Here is a 17,271-nt window from a genome sequence, read left to right on the forward strand (position 1 = left end):
GGGACGACACTGGACCGACCGTTCCGCACGCTAACGTCCGGACATGTCCACGAGCCAGGGTCTGCCTGAACAGGCGAACAGCACCGCGGACGTCCGGGGGATCATCGCGAAGCGGGACCTGGTCGTCGACCTCATCCGGACGGCCTGCGTCGTCCTCGTCGTCATCGTGCACGTCACGATGGTCGGCGTCGCCGCCGATGACCAGGGGGTGCGGGTCACGAGCCCGCTGCAGGAACTCCCCTGGTACGTCGCCGCCACCTGGGTCGGGCAGGTGATGCCGCTGTTCTTCGTGGTCGGCGGGTTCGCGAGTGCCGTCGGCTGGCGCAGCACCGTCGCCCGTGGTGAGCCGAGCCCCGCCCGCGACTTCCTGGCCACCCGCCTGGTGCGGCTGTTCCGGCCCGCGGTGCCGCTGTTCGTGTTCCTCGCGCTCGGGCTCGGCGTCGCCACGGCCGCTGGCACGCCGCCGGAGCTCCTGGCCGAGGTCGCGTTCGGCATCGGTTCGCCGCTCTGGTTCCTGGCGGCCTACGGCATCACCCAGTGCTGCGTCCCCGTGATGATGCGCCTGCACGAGCGAGCACCGTGGGCCACCCTCGCCGTGCTGCTCGTGCTCGCCGGGGCGGTCGACGCCGTCCGCCTGGCCACCGGGGTCGCCGAGGTCGGCCTGCTCAACCTCGGGCCGGTGTGGCTCTTCGCGCAGCAGCTCGGCTTCCTCTGGGCCGACGGCTGGTTCGCTCGCCGGTCGAAGGTGCTCCTGCTCGGCATCGCCGTCGCCGCGTACGCCGTGCTCGTGCCGATGACCTCGGTCGGGCTCTGGGCGCCGGACATGCTGCAGGACCTCAACCCGCCGATGCTCCCGCTGGCGTTCCTGGCGATCGCGCAGGCCTGCCTGGTCCAGCTCGTGCACGCGCCGCTCACCCGGCTGATGCGCACCCGTGCCGCGCTCGGGGCCGTGTTCGTGCTCGGCCGCGACGGCATGACGATCTACCTGTGGCACCTGCCGCTGTTCATCGCACTGAACGGCATCGCCCTGCTCGTCGGGGTGCCGTTCCCGGCGCCGGGCTCCGGTCCGTGGTGGGCGTCGCGCATCGTCGCACTCGTGGTGGTGCTCGCCGTCGCGATCGGGGTGGCGCGGGCCCTGCGCTGGTTCGACCGGCCGCTCCCCCGGCTGCTGCCGTCGGCCGACCGTCCGTCGTGGCCGGTCGTCGCGGTCGCCGCCCTCTGCACGATCGGCCCGGCGTTCCTCGTGATGCAGCTGCACCTGTCGTTCGGCGTCGCGCTCGTCGGCGCCGTGGCCGTCCCGGTGGGCGTCTGGCTGCTGTCACGGACCGTCCCGGCACCCGGGGTCGCCCGGATCTGAACCGGTTCTCACCGTCGCGGGGCCACGACGGACCCCCGGTGGCCGCTGGGCGGGCGGAGGATGGTTCCGGCGGCGCGAAGGACGAGTCCGCCTGACCCCCAGGAGGCTCCCACGCCGTCGACACCCGAGTTCTGGAGCACCTGGCGCTTCGACCCCCTGGCGGCGGTGCTCCTCGTCGTCGCCGCGGTCGCCTACGGCGGGTGGGTCGTCGGCGCGGCTCGACGGGGTGCCCGGTGGCCGTGGTGGCGCACGCTCGCCTTCGCCACGGCGCTCGTGCTGTTCGGCGTGCTGCAGTTCGGCATCGTCGGCGTCGACGACGAGCGGTTGCGCTGGGCGTTCGTCCTGCGGGCCGCCCTGCTCTTCTTCGCGGTCCCCACCTTCGCCGCGCTCGGTGCGCCCGTCGTACTGCTCCGGATCGGAGGCCCGGCTCGCCTCGCGCAGGTCGCCGACGCGGTCATGGGGTCACGACCGGTGCGCCTGCTCGGCAACGCGATCGTCGCCCCGCTGGTCGCGCTCGCGCTGTTCGCCGTCCTGCTCACCCCGTTCTCGGCGGTGATCCGGGAGTCCCCCGCCTGGGCCGCCGTCATCACCGTGACCGTGCCGGCACTCGGGTTCGGCCTGCTCGCGCCGCTGTCCGAGGTCGGCGTGCTCGTCTCGTCGACGTTCGCCACGGCCGAGTTCCTGCTCGCGTTCGTCGAGCTCGTCATCGACGCGGTGCCCGGCATCGTGCTGCGGATCACGAACCACGTGCTCGACGGGTCCCTCGTGCCGGTGGTCGGGCGGGCCTGGTACCCGTCGCCCCTGCAGGACCAGCACCTGGCGGGCGACCTGCTGTGGTTCATCGCCGAGGTGGCGGACATCCCCGTGCTCGTCGCCCTGTTCATCCGGTGGCAGCGGACCGACCGCCGCGAGGCCCGGGACGTCGACGCCCTGACCGACGAACAGATGGACGAGCTCACCCGAGCGCACCTGCAGCGCCGCAGTTGACGGTCGGGGGGTGAGTCCCCGACACGAGTGAGCAGAAGAAGTCGAGTACCCGGAGGTGACTCGACTTCTTCTGCTCACTCGTTGGGCGCCGAAGCGCTCGTGCCCTACTTCGACGGGGCCCCCGCGGGCTCGGCGTCGGGCTGCGTGGTGACCGAGCCGGTCTGCTGCCACGCGACGGTCTGCTTCGGCTTCGCCAGGAACAGCGCCGCGACGATGGCCACGATCAGCACGATCGCCGGCAGGTAGAGCGACTCACCCATGGCCTTGGAGAACGGCTCGAGCAGGAAGCCCGGCAGCGCGCCGACCTGCTGCTCCGCGCCACCGGCCGAGGCCCCACCGGACGACGCCGGGAAGTTCGCGGTGATCCGGGCCTCCATCAGGGCGGCGATGCCGGCGGAACCGAGCACCGCACCGATCTGGCGGGTGGTGTTGTAGACGCCCGAGCCGGCACCGGCCAGCTTCGGCGGCAGGTTGCGCGTCGCCGAGACGGACAGCGGTCCCCACATGCAGGCGTTGGCGAGGCCGAGGAGCGCGCTCGGCAGGAGCACCCAGCCCCACTCGGCACCGCTCGACAGCAGGGCGCCGAACCAGAACAGGCCGACCGAGAAGCAGGCGAGCCCGAACGAGGCGACCCAGCGCGGGTTCCAGCGGTTCAGGTTCTTGCCGACGATCGGCGCGAGTGCGGCGGACAGCACGGCCTGCGGCACGAGGAGCAGTGCGGCCTGGGTCGGCGAGAAGCGCAGGACGTCCTGTGCCCACAGCATGATCGGCAGCGCGAACGAGGCGATCGCGACACCGACGGCCGTGATGGCGACGTTGGCCAGCGTGAAGTTGCGGTCCTTGAACAGGCCGAGCGGCAGCAGCGGCTCGCCCTTCTGCACGCCCTGCCAGACGACGAAGCCGGCCAGCACCACGAGGCCGACGATGATGAGCGACCACACCGAGATCGGGCCGGCGATGACGCCCCAGTCGTAGGTCTCGCCCTCCTGGATGCCGAAGACGAGCAGGAACAGGCCCGCTGCCGACAGGAAGATGCCGAGGTAGTCGAAGCGGTGTCCGTGCCGCTCGAACGACGGCACGAAGCGCTGCGCGAGCACGAACGCGACGACACCGACGGGGACGTTCACGAAGAAGATCCACTCCCAGCCGAAGCCGTCGACCAGCAGGCCGCCCACGATCGGGCCGACGAGCGACGCGACACCGGCGACGGCGCCCCAGAGGCCCATGGCCGCGCCGCGGTTCTGCGGCGGGAAGATGCGCGTGATGACCGACATGGTCTGCGGGCTCATCATCGCGGCGCCGAGGCCCTGCACGACGCGGGCGACGATCAGCACCTCGATCGAGCCGGCCAGGCCGCACCACAGGCTGGCGAGCGTGAAGACCACGAGGCCGATCTGGTACATGACCTTCGGGCCGAAGCGGTCGCCGAGCCGGCCGGTGATGAGCAGCGGCACGGCGTAGGCGAGCAGGTAGGCGCTCGTCACCCAGATCACGGAGTTGATGTCCGCGTCGAGCTCCTGGGCGATGGTGGGGGTGGCGACCGACACGATGGTCGAGTCGACGAGGATCATGAAGAACCCGACGACGAGTGCCCACAGGGCAGGCCACGGCTTCTTCTCGGTCGTCCGCGGAGGCGTGACGGTGGTCATCGAGTGGTTTCCTTGCTGTTCGTGGTGGTGTCTGCGGACGCGACGGAGGCGTCCCAGGAGATGTGGCCGGCGGCGATCCGGTCGGCCGTGGCGGCGAGCCACTCGATCTGCGTCGTGAGCATGGCACGCACGTACGACACGTCGAGCCAGTACCGCTCGGGCAGGTCCTTGGCACGGACGACCCCGAGGATCTCGTCCGTCTCGTCGCGCTGGGCCCGGAGTGCGACGGCCCGTGCCCGGAGTGCGGACTCGGCCTCGTCGACCGACAGGTTCTCGATCTCGGCGACGGCCAGGTGGAAGACGGGGTACTCCTCGGCCGGTTCGGCGATCAGCCGGACGAGCCCGTCGTGCAGGGCCGTCCACCCCTCGTCCGTGATGGCGTAGGTGGTGCGTTCCGGACGGTTGCCCGCCCGGTCGGTCCCCACGATCTCGGCGAGGCCGAGCTCCACCAGGCGGCCGACCTGGTGGTACAGGGTGCCGGGCCGGACCTTGACGTTCCGACCGTCCCGTCGGTGCGTCATCGTCTGGAACATCTCGTAGGGATGCGTCGGCCCCTCGGCCAGGAGCCCGAGCGCGGCGAACGCGAGTGGCGTGAGCGACGGCACACATGCCTCCAGTCCGCTTGTTCGTTGTTGACTATTCTAAGTGGAATATACGCGTTGGAACAGACATGAACAACCGCACAGCAAGGGCCTGTCTGGAGGCCCGTCGCCGTCCCGGCGTGTCGCGCGCGCCCCGTAGACTGGTCGCGTCCCCCCACCCCTGAAGTGCTGGAGAGAACACGTGCCAACGATCGTCGTCGAGGTCATGCCCAAGGCCGAGATCCTCGACCCCCAGGGGAAGGCCGTGGGCAACGCCCTGGCCCGCCTCGGCAAGGCCGACCTGACCAACGTCCGCATCGGCAAGCGCTTCGAGGTGACCGTCGACGGCCCCGTCGACGACGCCAAGCTCGCCGAGGTCCGCGACATCGCAGCCGACGTCTTCTCGAACGCGGTCATCGAGGACGTCGTGTCCGTGACCGTCGAAGGCCAGTGACCCGGATGCGCATCGGCGTCATCACGTTCCCCGGCTCGCTCGACGACCGCGACGCTCAGCGCGCCGTCCGTCTCGCCGGTGCCGACCCCGTCGCCCTCTGGCACGGCGACCACGACCTGCAGGGCGTGGACGCCATCGTGCTGCCCGGTGGGTTCTCGTACGGCGACTACCTGCGTGCCGGCGCGATCGCCGCGAAGGCCCCGATCATGGCCGAGGTCATCGACGCCGCCGGCAAGGGCATGCCCGTGCTCGGCATCTGCAACGGGTTCCAGATGCTGGCCGAGGCCCGTCTGGTCCCCGGCGCGCACACCCGCAACGCGCACCAGCAGTTCATCCGCCGCGACCAGAAGCTCCGCGTCGAGACCACCGCGACCGCCTGGACCTCCGGCTTCAGCGCCCAGCAGGAGATCACCATCCCGCTGAAGAACGCCGACGGCCGCTTCGTCGCGGACGCCGACACCATCAAGCGCATCGAGGACAACGGCCAGGTCGTGTTCCGCTACGTCGGCGTGAACCCGAACGGCTCCATCGACGACATCGCCGGCGTCTCGAACGAACGCGGCAACGTCGTCGGCCTGATGCCGCACCCCGAGCACGCGACCGAGGCCGGCTTCGGCCCGGACACCCCCGCTGCGATGGCCTCGGGCACCGACGGCCTGACCTTCTTCACCTCCGTGATCGAGCACGCGCTCGTCAAGTGACAGGGAACAACGACACCGTGACGACACCCGTTCGCCCGAAGCCCGACACCGTGCAGGACGCGGCAGCCACCCCCGACAAGGAGCAGCCGTACGACGCGCTGGGCCTGAAGCCGGACGAGTACGCCCGCATCAAGGAGATCCTCGGCCGCCGCCCCACCTCGGGCGAGCTGGCGATGTACTCGGTGATGTGGAGCGAGCACTGCTCCTACAAGTCCTCGAAGAACTACCTCCGTCAGTTCGGCAAGAAGGTCACGCCGGAGATGACGAAGAACCTGATGGTCGGCATGGGCGAGAACGCCGGTGTCGTCGACGTCGGCAACGGCTGGGCGGTGACCTTCAAGGTCGAGTCGCACAACCACCCGTCCTACGTCGAGCCGTACCAGGGCGCGGCCACCGGTGTCGGCGGCATCGTCCGCGACATCATCTCGATGGGCGCCCGCCCCGTCGCCGTGATGGACCAGCTCCGCTTCGGCGCGATCGACCACGAGGACACCGCACGCGTCGTGCACGGCGTCGTCGGTGGCATCTCGTTCTACGGCAACTGCCTCGGCCTGCCGAACATCGGCGGCGAGACCTACTTCGACCCGGTGTACCAGGGCAACCCGCTGGTCAACGCCCTCGCGGTCGGCGTCCTCCGCCACGAGGACCTGCACCTGGCGAACGCGTCCGGTGCCGGCAACAAGGTCGTCCTGTTCGGTGCCCGCACCGGTGGCGACGGCATCGGCGGCGCGTCGATCCTGGCATCCGACACCTTCACCGAGGGCGGCCCGACCAAGCGCCCGGCCGTGCAGGTCGGCGACCCCTTCGCCGAGAAGGTCCTGATCGAGTGCTGCCTCGAGCTGTTCCAGAAGGACCTGGTCGAGGGCATCCAGGACCTCGGCGCCGCGGGCATCTCCTGCGCCACCTCGGAGCTCGCGAGCAACGGTGACGGCGGCATGCACATCTCGCTCGACGACGTCCTGCTCCGCGACCCGACGCTCACCGCCGAAGAGATCCTGATGTCGGAGAGCCAGGAGCGCATGATGGCGGTCGTCCGCCCCGACAAGCTCGACGAGTTCCTCAGCGTCGTCGGCAAGTGGGAGGTCGAGACCAGCGTGCTCGGCGAGGTCACCGGCACCGGCCGACTCGTCATCGACTGGCAGGGCCAGGAGATCGTGAACGTCGACCCGCGCACCGTCGCCGTCGACGGCCCGGTCTACGACCGCCCGGTCGCCTACCCGACCTGGATCGACGCGCTGCAGGCCGACACCGCTGCCTCGCTCGACCGACCGGCCGACGGCCCCGCGCTGAAGGCACAGTTCCTCAGCCTGCTCGGTTCGCCGAACCTGGCGTCGAAGAACTGGGTCACGAACCAGTACGACACCTACGTGCTCGGCAACACCGCACTGTCCTTCCCCGACGACGGCGGCATGATCCGCGTCGACGAGGAAACGGGCCTCGGTGTCGCCATCGCCACCGACGCGAACGGCCGCTACTGCCAGCTCGACCCGAAGCAGGGTGCCCGTCTGGCCCTGGCCGAGGCCTACCGCAACGTCGCCGTCACCGGTGCCGTCCCCGCCGCCGTCACCGACTGCCTGAACTTCGGCTCCCCCGAGAACCCCGAGGTCATGTGGCAGTTCTCCGAGGCGGTCGAGGGCCTGGCCGACGGCTGCATGGAGCTCGGCATCCCGGTCACCGGCGGCAACGTGTCGTTCTACAACCAAACCGGCTCGACCCCCATCCACCCGACGCCCGTCGTCGGCGTGCTCGGCATCATCGACGACGTCGCCAAGCGCGTGCCGTCCGGATGGCAGGACGACGGCCACAACATCTACCTGCTCGGCACCACGAGCCTCGAGCTCGACGGCTCCGCGTGGGCCGGCACCGTGCACGGGCACCTGGGCGGGCGTCCCCCGGCGGTCGACCTCGAGCGCGAGAAGGCCCTCGCCGAGCTGCTGTACGCGGCGTCCGGCGAGCAGCTGCTCACCAGCGCGCACGACCTGGCGGACGGCGGCCTCGGCCAGTCGCTCGCCGAGTCCGTGCTCCGCTTCGGCATCGGCGCCCGCGTGGTCCTCGACGAGCTCGAGACCCGCGACGGCATCGACACCGCGACCGCGCTGTTCTCCGAGTCGACCGGTCGCGTCATCGTGACCGTCCGCCGCGAGGACGACGTGCGGTTCCAGGGCATGTGCGACGGCCGGGGCTTCCCGGTGCTGCGCATCGGCGTGACCGACGCGACGTCGAGCACGCTCGAGGTCCAGGGCGCGTTCGAGGCCACGGTCGACGAGCTGCGCGGCACCCACGCCGCGACGCTGCCGGCCCGCTTCGGCGACGTGATCGTCGAGGACGTCACCGAGGGGTACGTCGGCCGCGGGCCGCTCGACTCCGAAGGTGCCTTCTCGCCGCGCACCGACGCCTAGGCCCGGGTCGCGGATGCCGATCGTCACCCTGCCCTTCGCCGAGCTCGTCGACCGGTTCGGCCCCGTGCCGGACGGGATCGAGCTGGACGTCTGGGACGTCGAGTCGCCGTACGGTCGCCCGGACGACGTCGCGATCACGTTCCTGCCGTTCTACTTCGAGGGGCGGCACCGCTGGCAGTTCGTGCACGACCTGCCCGAGCTCCAGCTGCTGCAGCTGCCGAGCGCCGGGTACGAGCACGCGATCCCGCACGTGCCCGGTCACGCGCAGCTGGCGAACGGTCGCGGCATCCACGACGACGAGACCGCCGAGCTCGCGGTCGGCCTCGCGCTGACGTCACTCCGTGAGATCTCGGCGTTCCAGGTCGACCGGGCGAACGGCGTCTGGGACGCCCGCGAGACCCGATCGCTCGCCGACCGCCGGGTGACCGTCGTCGGCTACGGGGCGATCGGGTCCGCGATCGCCACCCGGTTCGAGGCGTTCCGCACCGAGGTGACCGTGGTCGCCCGGACCGCTCGTGAGCAGGACGGCCGGCACGTGCACGCGTTCGGTGAGCTGCCCGAGCTGGCTCCGACGACCGACGTCCTCGTGCTCATCGCGCCGCTCACCGCCGAGACCGAACGCCTGGTCGACGCGGAGCTGCTCGCGGCACTGCCGGACGGTGCCCTCGTGGTGAACGTGGCGCGCGGCAAGGTCGTCGACACCGACGCCCTGGTCGCCGAACTGCGGTCGGAGCGGCTGTTCGCGGCACTCGACGTCACCGACCCGGAGCCCCTGCCCGCCGGACACCCGCTCTGGACGACGCCGAACACCGTGCTCACCCCGCACGTCGGCGGCAACACCGACCTGAGCGTGCCGCGGTCGATCGAGCTGATGCGCAAGCAGGTCGCCGCGCTGGCCGAGGGTCGCCCGTTCGAGAACCTGATCGAGTTCTAGCCGGCTGTTCCCGGCGTCAGAGCGGGACGACGCAGGTCGGGGTGCCGACCGGGATCTGCGCGACGGCTTCACCGGGCATGCCCTCGGCGTCGAGCGGCAGCACGGCGACGGCGTCGGACATCTGGTTCGCCACCAGGACGAACCCGGGCACCCGAGCGAAGTGTCGCGGCCAGACCCCACCGCAGGGCACCGATCCGACGACGGCGAGCCCGCCGTCACGCGCGTCGAGCACCACGAGCAGGTCACGCCCGCGCACCGCCACGTACACGCGGCCGGCCTCGTCGACCTCGATGTGGCTGAGCAGCGACTCCCCCACGGCACCGTCGAACGTGGGCACGGCGGCGATCGTCACGAACGACCCGGAGTCGTCGCGGCGCAGGCGGTGCACACGCCCGTCGAGCTCACCGGCGACGAGCAGGTCACCGTCGATCCAGGCCATGTGCCTCGGGCCGGCGCCGGGGGTCACGTGGTGTACGCGGAGCGCCTCGATGGCGGGGACCCCGTCGGCCGACACCGTGACGCGGAACTCGTGCAGGGCATCGCCGCCGAGGTCGGCGACGAGCACCGTGCCGTCCGGGGTGGCGATCGACTGGTGGGCGTGCGGGCCGTCTTGGCGGTCGTCGTCAGGACCCGTGGCGTCGGGCAGCACGGCGACCGCGACGGCCTCGGCCGGCACCGAACGCTGGTCGGCGTCCCCGTGCAGCACCACACCGTCGCTGGCGGTCACCGAGGCGGCGTGCGACTCGGCCGGGGCGAGGGAGATCGCCGTGACCGTGCCGGAGACGTAGTTCGTGACGACGAGCGCGCCCGAGGGGTCGACCCGCACGTGGCACGGGGCGTCTCCGCCGGCGGGGGCGTCCCACAGGTGTTCGAGTGCGCCGCCCTGCAGCCGGAAGGCCGACACGGCGCCGTCGTTCGTCTCGGAGACCGCGTAGACCCGGTCAGCCGAGACGGCGAGGAACGAGGGGTCGTCGAGCACCGCGACGGTCCGGGGTGCCGGAACGACTCCGACCGGTCCGGCGTCGACCAGCGAGATGCCTGTGGCGTTGCCGCCACCGGTCGCCGTGTACGACCCGATGAGCAGCGACGGCAGCTCGGCGCTCATTCGTCGCGGCCCGCGATGCGCTCGTGGTGGTGGATGACCTCGGCGACGATGAAGTTGAGGAACTTCTCGGCGAAGGCGGGGTCGAGGTGGGAGTCGGCGGCGAGCGACCGGAGCCGTGCGACCTGGATCCGTTCGCGGTCCGGGTCAGCGGCGGGCATGCCCGACTCGGCCTTCAGGTGCCCCACGCGCTGCGTGTACTTGAAGCGTTCCGCGAGCATGTGGATCACGGCGGCGTCGATGTTGTCGATGCTCTGCCGGATGCTCCGCAGTTCGGCGACGGCGCTCGCGTCGGCCTCGGACAGGGTGACGTCGTCGTTCATGGTCCGAGCCTACTGGCGGACGTGCAGCGGAACCCGGCCCGCTGCTGCGAGAATGTGCACATGTCGGTCCTGCTGGTGATCTCGGGTGTCTGTGCGGTCCTCGCGGGCCTCATCCACGTGTACATCTTCTTCCTCGAATCGGTCATCTGGACCAGTCCGCAAGCGCGCCGGATCTTCGGCATCGCTTCCGAGACCGAAGCCGTGGCGACCCGTTCGCTCGCCTTCAACCAGGGCTTCTACAACCTGTTCCTGGCGATCGGGGCGATCCTCGGCGTCGTGCTCGTGCTGGCCGGCAACACCGTGAGCGGCTGGACCCTCGTGGTGTTCTCGACCGCGAGCATGCTCGGTGCCGCGGTGATCCTGATCGGCTCGGGTCGCAAGTACGTCAACTCCGCCTTCAAGCAGGGCACGCTCCCCCTGATCGCGCTGCTCTTCGCGCTGCTGGGCTCCACCATCGGCGTCTAGCCCAGCTCACCCTCCCCCGAACTGCGAAAGCGACAGGGTGCCACCGAACATCGGCGGCACCCTGTCGCTTTCGCGGCGCTGACCAGCGGTGCTGACCAGCGGAACCGGCCAGCAGCGACGACCAGCTCTAGCCGAGCTTCTCCTCGAACTGCGCCGGCAGCTTGTCGAGCGCCCACTCGATCGCAGCCGTGGTGCCCATCGAGAACGCCGACGAGATGTCCTTGTCGTCGAAGACGATCGAGTGCCCGGCCTCGACCGACGGCACCTTCTGGAACAGCTTGTTCGACGAGGCCTCCGACGCGTCGACGTAGATCGGCAGGATCAGCGTCAGGTCGGCGTCGAGCAGGTCGAGGTTCTCGTCGGACAGGTGCACGGAGAACTCCTTGCCGGCCTGCTCGTCGATGGCCTTCGGGATCTCGAAGCCGAGGTTCCGCATGAAGGTCGAACGGCTGTCCGTAGAGGCGTACGCCCCGAAGCCCTCGGAGCTGTAGGCACCGACGACGGCCGTCTTGCCCTCGAAGTCCGGGTGCGCCTTGCGTGCTGCGGCGTAGGCGTCGTCGAGGCCGGAGAGCAGCTTCTTGCCCTCGGACTCCTTGCCGAGCGCCTTCGCGATCATGGTCGTCTGCTGCTCGGTCGACGCGAGGTAGTTCGCGCCGCCCTTCGGGATCGCCACGGTCGGCGCGATCGCGGAGAGCTTGTCGTACCGCTCCTTGTCACCCGAGGACTTCACGTCGAGGATCACGTCGGGGTTGAGCTTGAGGATGTCCTCGTAGCTCGGCTCGAGCGTCTGGATGATCTTCGGGGACTTGTCGTACGCACCCTTGAGCCACGGACCGACACCGTCACCGCCGAACGCGAGCCAGTCGCTCGCACCGACCGGCTGCACACCGAGCTCGAGCGCCGTCTCGGCGTCGCCCCACCCGAGTGCGACGACGCGCTTCGGTGCCGACTCGATGGTGGTGGTGCCGAGGCCGGTCGTGATCGAGACCGGGAACGCGGCGTCGGACGACCCCGACGACGCCGAGTCGGTCGAGGAGCCGGAGCCGGACGCGCAGCCGGCGAGGACGAGGGACGCTGCGACGACGGCGCCGGCTGCGGCGAGCACGCGTCGGAGACGCAAGGGAGAACGGTTCACGAAGGGTAGCCTAACCTAACGGGGTGCGCAGGAAAACGGCTGGCTAGGCTGGGTGACCGTGGCGTTCACCGATCCAGGCCGCACGCACCTCGCGGTGCTCGGCTCCCCCATCGCGCACTCGCTCTCGCCCACGCTCCACGCTGCGGCCTACGATGCGCTCGACCTGCCCTTCACCTACGGGAGGCACGAGGTCGCGTCCGGCGAGCTCGCCGCGTTCGTCGCGGGGCTGGGTCCGGAATGGCGTGGGCTGAGCCTCACGATGCCGCTCAAGCGCGAGGTGCTACCGCTGCTCGACCGCACCACTCCGCTCGTCGACGAGCTCGGGGTCGCCAACACGGTCGCGTTCCGCCACGAGGGCTCCACGATCGTCCGAGCCGGCGCGAACACCGACGTGCAGGGCCTCGTCCGCCCGGTCGAGGCGCTCGGACACCTGCCCGGCGAGGCCACGATCCTGGGCGGCGGAGCCACCGCGGCGAGCGCCCTGACCGCTGCCGTCCGGCTCGGGGCGTCGCTCGTCCGGGTGTTCGTCCGCGACACCGCGAAGACGCGTGCGCTGGTCGACCTGGCCGTCCGGCTCGGGGTGACGCTCGAGGTGCACCCCCTGACCGAACTCGCCGGCACGCACCACGGGTTCGTCCTCTCGACGCTGCCGGGTGGTGCCGCCGACCCGCTCGAGTTCCGTCCGTCGGGGCCGGACGCCGTCCTGTTCGACGTCGCCTACGAACCGTGGCCCACCGCGGTCGCCAGCCGCTGGACCGACGCCGGGGGCCGCGTGCTGAACGGCCTCGACATGCTCACCGAGCAGGCGATCGGGCAGATCCGGTTCTTCCTGACCGGTGACGAGGACGAGCTGCTCCCCGACGAGGCCGGGGTCCGCCGGGCGATGCGCACCGCGGTCGACCTGCCCGCCGTCATCGGCAGCTAGCCGGCGACGACGACGACGACCCTGGCGCCCTCGATCAGCCGCGGGACCGCGCCTCGGCGTCGAGGAGCGCGACGGAGACGTCCCACAGGCGATCGGCCTGGTCCGGATCGAGGGCCCAGGGCAGCACGCCGTGCAGGCCGTCCTCGATCCGCTCCACCACCGCCGCTTCGTGGCAGTCCTCGAAGTACCGGCCCGTGACCCCGTCGAGTTCCGGTGCGGTGGCGAGCAGGACCGAGGTCGCGGCTCCCTGCTCCGGGGACTTCACGGCGTCGGCCGCGGCGATCTTCGTGGCGGCCAGCACCTCCGGGTCCCAGTGCTTCTGCAGCCCGGTCCAGATCCCGCCGGGCATGAGGGCGTTCGCGGTGATGCCGTCGGCGGCCCACCGGCGGCCGGCAGCGACGGCGAACAGCACGTTGGCGGTCTTCGACTGCCCGTACGCGAGTCCGGGCTCGTAGCGGCGCCGGCGGAAGAACAGGTCGTCGAACACGACGGGCGAACCACCGTGTCCGCTCGACGACACCGAGACGATCCGTGCCGAACCCGAGGCGGCCAGGGAGTCGTGCAGCCCGAGCGCGAGGGCGAAGTGCCCGAGGTGGTTGGTCGCGAAGTGCGACTCCCACCCGGCGGGCGTGTACGACTCGGGCGCGTCCATGATGCCCGCGTTGGCGACGAGCACGTCGAGCGGCCCCGACCACGCTGCGGCGAAGGCCTCGACGGAAGCCGGCCGGTCCAGGTGCAGCTCCAGGACGGCCGGTGCTTCCGTCCCCGTCGTCCGGGCGATGTCGTCCGCCACCCGTCGGCCGGCATCGACGTCCCGCACCGCGAGCGTCACGCGCGCTCCGGCTCCGGCGAGTGCTCGGGAGGTCTCCACGCCGATGCCGGACGCCGCACCGGTGACGATCGCCGTGCGCCCCGACAGGTCGAGGCCGTCGACGACCTCGGCGGCCGTGGTCCGGTCGCCGAAGCGGGTGAGGTCGCGTGCGGGCATGTGGGCTCCTGTCAGCTGGCGTGGTGCGCAGTCGTCAGGCGACCACGCCGTCCACGTAGAACCATCGTCCCTGCTCGCGGACGAAGTCGCTCGTCTCCTCGAGCGTGCCGCGCTCGTCGTCGGAACGCCACCACGCGCGGAACGTGACGGTGCCGTGGGAGTCGAACGGGCCTCCCGAGGTGGTCGCCAACACGTCCAACCGGGTCCAGCGCTGGGTCGGGTCCAACTCGAGACCCGCCGGACGGGTGCGCGGATGCCAGGTGAGCAGCAGGTACTCCGGCAGGCCCAGCGCGAAGGCGCTGAAGCGGGAGCGCATGAGCCGTTCCGCGGTCGGCGCCACGGCCCCGGCGTGCAGGGGGCCGCAGCACTCCCCGTAGGGGTTGCCGCTCAGGCAGGGGCAGCGCGTCGTGTCGGTGACCACCGGCCGAACGCTAGTCGACGATGGACAGCGTGACGGTGATGTTGCCGCGGGTGGCGTTCGAGTACGGGCAGATCTCGTGTGCACGCTCGGCCAGGCGCTGGCGCTGCTCCTGCGGGGCGTTCGGGGCGTAGACGTCGAGCTCCACGGCGAGGCCGAAGGCGCCGTTGCCGGTGCCGCCGATGCCGACCTCGGCGGAGACCTCGGCGCCGGTGGTGTCGACCTCGAGCTCCTTGCCGGCGGCGTGCAGGGCACCGAGGAAGCACGCGGCGTACCCGGCGGCGAAGAGCTGCTCGGGATTGGTGCCCTCGCCGCTGCCGCCCATCTCCTTGGGCGGGCGGGTGTCGAGGTCGAGCCGGTCGTCCTCGCTGCGGACGTGCCCGTCGCGGCCGCCTCCGGTGGCGTGGGCAGCGGCGGTGTAGACGATGTCGAGACTCATGGTCCGAGGTCACCGTGCTCGCCTGGACGAATCCTGAGCGGCAGCATCACGTCGCGGGTGCGGCGGCTCCGGGCGCGCAGCGCTCGGGCGTGTCCGGGTGTGGGATGCGGGTGCGCCGTGCATCGAGTGAGCAGAAGATGTCGAGTCCCCCGCCAGCACCCGACATCTTCTGCTCACTGAACGCAAAGCGCGCGGGCACCCAACATCAGCGCCGGGTAGACATGATGAGTGTTCAAGATCGGGTGGCAGGTGTTCCGGGAGCGCTTCCCCGCACTCATCGGGCCGCAGTACCGCCGTCGTGTCGTGGTCGTCGCCGCCGTCGTCACGGCGGTCGCGTTCATCGGGTTCCAGGGGCTGGCGCTGCTCGTCGACGACAGTTCGGTCCCCCTCGCGGTGTGGCTGGTCGCATCGGCGCTGTTCGCGGCCGGGGTCGGCGGCATCGTTTCGTGCTTCGTCCCGATCGGCCCGAAGGGGTGGGCGGTCCCGCCGATCCCCGGCATCGGATGGCGCACCCAGGAGGCCGTCGCCCGGTACTACCGCCGCAATCCGCCTCCGGTTGCCCCGGAACACCGCGACGCCGTCCTCGACCGCATGCCCGAGACCCGCGACCTGATCGTCCGCGGCGCGTTCCGGGGCTTCCTGATGCTCGGCGGCTCGGCCCTGGCACTCGTCGGGACCGTGGTGGTCAACGTCGCCACCGTGCCGGCCGGCGACGGGCTCGTCGGGCTATCCGCCTTCTGGTTCGTCGTGCCCCTGAGCGGCGCCGTCACCGCGATCGGAGGACTGCGCACCCTCGGCCGCCAGAAGCAGCTCCGCGTCGAGGCCGAAGCGCTCCCGCCGGTTCCCCCGCCCCTGCCACCCCGAGGCCGTCCCGGCGCACGGAGCGGCAGCAAGCTCGCCCTGCCGGAGGAGTGACCCGTGTTCACGCTCGGCTGGCAGGTCTTCCGCCGGCACGTCACGGACGTGCTGGATCCGGCACGCGTCCGTCGTGCCGCCCTGTGGTCCGGCATCGCGGCGGTCGTCGCGCTGGTCGGCATGGCCGTCCTGGAGGCCCGGGTCGACTGGACGGGGACCACTCCGGTCCGCAGCGTGGTCGCGATGGTGCTGCTGGCGCTCGGCGTCGGACTGCTCGCCTTCGCGTGCATCCCGACGTGGCAGCCGCCGGACCCCTCGACGACGATCAACGGTCGGCAGGTGCGGCCCTCGTGGCAGCTCGCCGCCCGGGGAGCCACGCAGCTGTACGTGCAGCGTCGGCCGGTGCCGGTCCTGCCGGAGCACCGCGAGATCGTCCGCACCGACACCGTCCTGCTGCGGCGGGGGTTGATCGGCATGCTCGCCCGCGTCACACCGTTGCTCGGTTCGGGGCTCGTCGCCGTCCTCGGGGCGTTCGTCCTCGGGCCCGCCAGCTGGTTCCACGTGCTCTTGATCGCCGTGTACACGATCGGGCTGTCGGAGTACTTCGTCCACCTCGGCCGCTCCGAACGAGCCCGCCTGGCCGCCGAGTCCCTCGAGCCCGCACCCGCACCCGCACCCGATACGCCCGCACGCCCCACTTCGTGAGCAGAAGCGGTCGAGTCACTGTGAGGCACGCGACCATTCCTGCTCACGAAGCGTGAACGGCGCACCCCGACGCGCACCACTGTCGGCGGCGACGGGCACACTGGGCGCATGTGTGGAAGGTTCGTCGTCTCCGACACCACGGCCGATCTGTTGCCCGAGCTCATGGGCGAGCTCGCCGCCCGGACCGAGCACGTCGACGAGGACACCGGCGAGGTGCACCCCGGCCTCGCCCCGAGCTGGAACGTCGCCCCGACCGACCCCGTGTACGCCGTCCGCCAGCGGCACGGCGAACGGGAACTGCCGCAGATCAGCTGGGGCTTCGTGCCGAGCTGGGCGAAGGACTTCCAGAAGCAGCGCCCGAAGCCGATCAACGCCCGCATCGAGACCGTCGCGACGAGCGGCATGTTCAAGCGGGCCTTCGCCACGAACCGCTGCATCGTCCCGGCGCAGGGGTACTACGAGTGGGTCGTGCGCGAGGACGGCAAGGAACCCCACTTCGTGCACGAACCAGGCGGCGCCCTGGCGATGGCCGGCGTCGTGAGCGCCTGGCCCGACCCCACGAAGCCCGAGGGCGACCCGGACAAGTGGCGCCTGTCGCTCGCGATCATCACCCGTGACGCCCACGTCGCCCCGGGCGAGGTCCACGACCGTATGCCCGCGTTCCTGACGCCCGACGGTTACGACGACTGGCTCGGCGGCGACCTGCACGCCGACGACCTGCTGGCCCTGCTCGACCACGAGTCGCTGGCGGTGGCCGCGGGCCTTGCGCAGTACGAGGTCTCCCGCACGGTGAACAGCGTGCGGAACGACGGACCGCAGCTCATCGCGCCCGTCGAGTAGGCGGTCGCGCCCCG

Annotated in this window: 19 protein-coding genes; 11 read left to right on the top strand and 8 right to left on the bottom strand. The window is 71.2% G+C overall.

Annotation, left to right across the window (positions count from 1 at the left end; all coding sequences use genetic code 11):
- Positions 1-43 precede the first annotated feature (43 nt).
- Both DEJ01_RS00375 and DEJ01_RS00380 read left to right on the top strand, forming a co-directional pair.
- Positions 44-1,357 carry an acyltransferase gene (locus tag DEJ01_RS00375; protein WP_111091895.1) on the top strand — a complete coding sequence of 438 codons (1,314 nt, stop codon included), beginning with the start codon at positions 44-46 and terminating at the stop codon, positions 1,355-1,357.
- Between the two features lie 165 nt (positions 1,358-1,522).
- Positions 1,523-2,344, top strand: coding sequence for a cytochrome c oxidase assembly protein (locus DEJ01_RS00380; protein WP_258375606.1), 822 nt, complete (start codon positions 1,523-1,525; stop codon positions 2,342-2,344).
- Between the two features lie 104 nt (positions 2,345-2,448).
- Here DEJ01_RS00380 and DEJ01_RS00385 read toward each other — a convergent pair whose 3' ends face one another.
- Positions 2,449-3,993 carry a DHA2 family efflux MFS transporter permease subunit gene (locus DEJ01_RS00385; protein WP_111091897.1) on the bottom strand — a complete coding sequence of 515 codons (1,545 nt, stop codon included), beginning with the start codon at positions 3,991-3,993 and terminating at the stop codon, positions 2,449-2,451.
- On the bottom strand, positions 3,990-4,598 hold the full coding sequence (locus DEJ01_RS00390; protein ID WP_111091898.1) for a PadR family transcriptional regulator: 609 nt from the start codon (positions 4,596-4,598) through the stop codon (positions 3,990-3,992). The genes DEJ01_RS00385 and DEJ01_RS00390 overlap by 4 nt, the downstream gene beginning before the upstream one ends.
- Before the next feature lie 178 nt (positions 4,599-4,776).
- On the opposite strand from DEJ01_RS00390, the gene purS reads away from it, so the two are divergent.
- From purS to DEJ01_RS00410, 4 genes are read left to right on the top strand one after another with little or no spacing between them, the layout of a single operon-like run.
- Positions 4,777-5,028, top strand: coding sequence for a phosphoribosylformylglycinamidine synthase subunit PurS (purS, locus tag DEJ01_RS00395; protein ID WP_017886272.1), 252 nt, complete (start codon positions 4,777-4,779; stop codon positions 5,026-5,028).
- A gap of 5 nt (positions 5,029-5,033) precedes the next feature.
- Positions 5,034-5,729 (top strand): phosphoribosylformylglycinamidine synthase subunit PurQ, encoded by a 696-nt coding sequence (gene purQ / locus DEJ01_RS00400; RefSeq protein ID WP_027465024.1) that lies wholly within the window; start codon positions 5,034-5,036, stop codon positions 5,727-5,729.
- 17 nt (positions 5,730-5,746) lie between these two features.
- Positions 5,747-8,128 carry a phosphoribosylformylglycinamidine synthase subunit PurL gene (gene purL, locus DEJ01_RS00405; protein ID WP_258375607.1) on the top strand — a complete coding sequence of 794 codons (2,382 nt, stop codon included), beginning with the start codon at positions 5,747-5,749 and terminating at the stop codon, positions 8,126-8,128.
- Positions 8,129-8,141: 13 nt separating this feature from the next.
- A complete protein-coding gene (locus DEJ01_RS00410; protein WP_111091900.1) occupies positions 8,142-9,062 on the top strand; it encodes a 2-hydroxyacid dehydrogenase in 921 nt (306 codons plus the stop codon).
- Positions 9,063-9,078: 16 nt separating this feature from the next.
- Here the strand turns inward: DEJ01_RS00410 and DEJ01_RS00415 are convergent, their stop codons facing one another.
- Both DEJ01_RS00415 and DEJ01_RS00420 read right to left on the bottom strand, forming a co-directional pair.
- Positions 9,079-10,167: a beta-propeller fold lactonase family protein gene (locus DEJ01_RS00415; RefSeq protein WP_111091901.1), complete on the bottom strand. Its 1,089-nt coding sequence runs from the start codon at positions 10,165-10,167 to the stop codon at positions 9,079-9,081.
- Positions 10,164-10,487 carry a chorismate mutase gene (locus tag DEJ01_RS00420; protein WP_111024253.1) on the bottom strand — a complete coding sequence of 108 codons (324 nt, stop codon included), beginning with the start codon at positions 10,485-10,487 and terminating at the stop codon, positions 10,164-10,166. The genes DEJ01_RS00415 and DEJ01_RS00420 overlap by 4 nt, the downstream gene beginning before the upstream one ends.
- 60 nt (positions 10,488-10,547) lie before the next feature.
- On the opposite strand from DEJ01_RS00420, the gene DEJ01_RS00425 reads away from it, so the two are divergent.
- Positions 10,548-10,952, top strand: coding sequence for a DUF1304 domain-containing protein (locus DEJ01_RS00425; RefSeq protein ID WP_111024254.1), 405 nt, complete (start codon positions 10,548-10,550; stop codon positions 10,950-10,952).
- A gap of 127 nt (positions 10,953-11,079) precedes the next feature.
- On the opposite strand, the gene DEJ01_RS00430 is transcribed toward DEJ01_RS00425, so the two are convergent.
- Entirely contained in the window at positions 11,080-12,087 is a 1,008-nt protein-coding gene (locus DEJ01_RS00430) for an iron-siderophore ABC transporter substrate-binding protein (protein WP_258375608.1), read from the bottom strand.
- Between the two features lie 58 nt (positions 12,088-12,145).
- Between DEJ01_RS00430 and DEJ01_RS00435 the strand changes: the two genes are divergently transcribed.
- The gene (locus DEJ01_RS00435; protein ID WP_181438312.1) at positions 12,146-13,012 is read left to right on the top strand and encodes a shikimate dehydrogenase; all 867 of its coding nucleotides are present in this window, start codon (positions 12,146-12,148) and stop codon (positions 13,010-13,012) included.
- A gap of 34 nt (positions 13,013-13,046) precedes the next feature.
- Here the strand turns inward: DEJ01_RS00435 and DEJ01_RS00440 are convergent, their stop codons facing one another.
- The 3 genes from DEJ01_RS00440 to DEJ01_RS00450 are packed head-to-tail and all read right to left on the bottom strand — an operon-like array spanning position 13,047 to position 14,857.
- Positions 13,047-14,000: an SDR family NAD(P)-dependent oxidoreductase gene (locus DEJ01_RS00440; RefSeq protein WP_111091904.1), complete on the bottom strand. Its 954-nt coding sequence runs from the start codon at positions 13,998-14,000 to the stop codon at positions 13,047-13,049.
- A 34-nt stretch (positions 14,001-14,034) separates the two neighbouring features.
- Complete coding sequence (locus DEJ01_RS00445; RefSeq protein ID WP_027465017.1) at positions 14,035-14,421, bottom strand: YchJ family protein; 387 nt, start codon at positions 14,419-14,421, stop codon at positions 14,035-14,037.
- A 10-nt stretch (positions 14,422-14,431) separates the two neighbouring features.
- Positions 14,432-14,857 carry an organic hydroperoxide resistance protein gene (locus tag DEJ01_RS00450; protein ID WP_027465016.1) on the bottom strand — a complete coding sequence of 142 codons (426 nt, stop codon included), beginning with the start codon at positions 14,855-14,857 and terminating at the stop codon, positions 14,432-14,434.
- 228 nt (positions 14,858-15,085) lie between these two features.
- On the opposite strand from DEJ01_RS00450, the gene DEJ01_RS00455 reads away from it, so the two are divergent.
- The 3 genes from DEJ01_RS00455 to DEJ01_RS00465 all read left to right on the top strand — a co-directional run bounded on the left by DEJ01_RS00455 (position 15,086) and on the right by DEJ01_RS00465 (position 17,257).
- A complete protein-coding gene (locus DEJ01_RS00455) occupies positions 15,086-15,772 on the top strand; it encodes a hypothetical protein (protein WP_111091905.1) in 687 nt (228 codons plus the stop codon).
- Positions 15,773-15,775: 3 nt separating this feature from the next.
- Positions 15,776-16,417 (top strand): hypothetical protein, encoded by a 642-nt coding sequence (locus DEJ01_RS00460; protein WP_111091906.1) that lies wholly within the window; start codon positions 15,776-15,778, stop codon positions 16,415-16,417.
- Positions 16,418-16,525: 108 nt separating this feature from the next.
- Positions 16,526-17,257, top strand: coding sequence for an SOS response-associated peptidase (locus tag DEJ01_RS00465; protein ID WP_111091907.1), 732 nt, complete (start codon positions 16,526-16,528; stop codon positions 17,255-17,257).
- The last annotated feature ends 14 nt before the right edge of the window (positions 17,258-17,271 follow it).

It is taken from the genome of Curtobacterium sp. MCLR17_040 (assembly GCF_003234735.1).
GTDB lineage: Bacteria > Actinomycetota > Actinomycetes > Actinomycetales > Microbacteriaceae > Curtobacterium > Curtobacterium flaccumfaciens.

What these genes read in the sequence shown, in the direction of transcription:
- DEJ01_RS00420 (WP_111024253.1), bottom strand. Translation starts at nt 10,487, where the DNA reads ATGAACGACGACGTCACCCTGTCCGAGGCCGACGCGAGCGCCGTCGCC.
- DEJ01_RS00450 (WP_027465016.1), bottom strand. Translation starts at nt 14,857, where the DNA reads ATGAGTCTCGACATCGTCTACACCGCCGCTGCCCACGCCACCGGAGGC.
- purQ (WP_027465024.1), top strand. Translation starts at nt 5,034, where the DNA reads ATGCGCATCGGCGTCATCACGTTCCCCGGCTCGCTCGACGACCGCGAC.
- DEJ01_RS00415 (WP_111091901.1), bottom strand. Translation starts at nt 10,167, where the DNA reads ATGAGCGCCGAGCTGCCGTCGCTGCTCATCGGGTCGTACACGGCGACC.
- DEJ01_RS00375 (WP_111091895.1), top strand. Translation starts at nt 44, where the DNA reads ATGTCCACGAGCCAGGGTCTGCCTGAACAGGCGAACAGCACCGCGGAC.
- DEJ01_RS00425 (WP_111024254.1), top strand. Translation starts at nt 10,548, where the DNA reads ATGTCGGTCCTGCTGGTGATCTCGGGTGTCTGTGCGGTCCTCGCGGGC.
- DEJ01_RS00465 (WP_111091907.1), top strand. Translation starts at nt 16,526, where the DNA reads ATGTGTGGAAGGTTCGTCGTCTCCGACACCACGGCCGATCTGTTGCCC.
- DEJ01_RS00385 (WP_111091897.1), bottom strand. Translation starts at nt 3,993, where the DNA reads ATGACCACCGTCACGCCTCCGCGGACGACCGAGAAGAAGCCGTGGCCT.
- DEJ01_RS00410 (WP_111091900.1), top strand. Translation starts at nt 8,142, where the DNA reads ATGCCGATCGTCACCCTGCCCTTCGCCGAGCTCGTCGACCGGTTCGGC.
- DEJ01_RS00440 (WP_111091904.1), bottom strand. Translation starts at nt 14,000, where the DNA reads ATGCCCGCACGCGACCTCACCCGCTTCGGCGACCGGACCACGGCCGCC.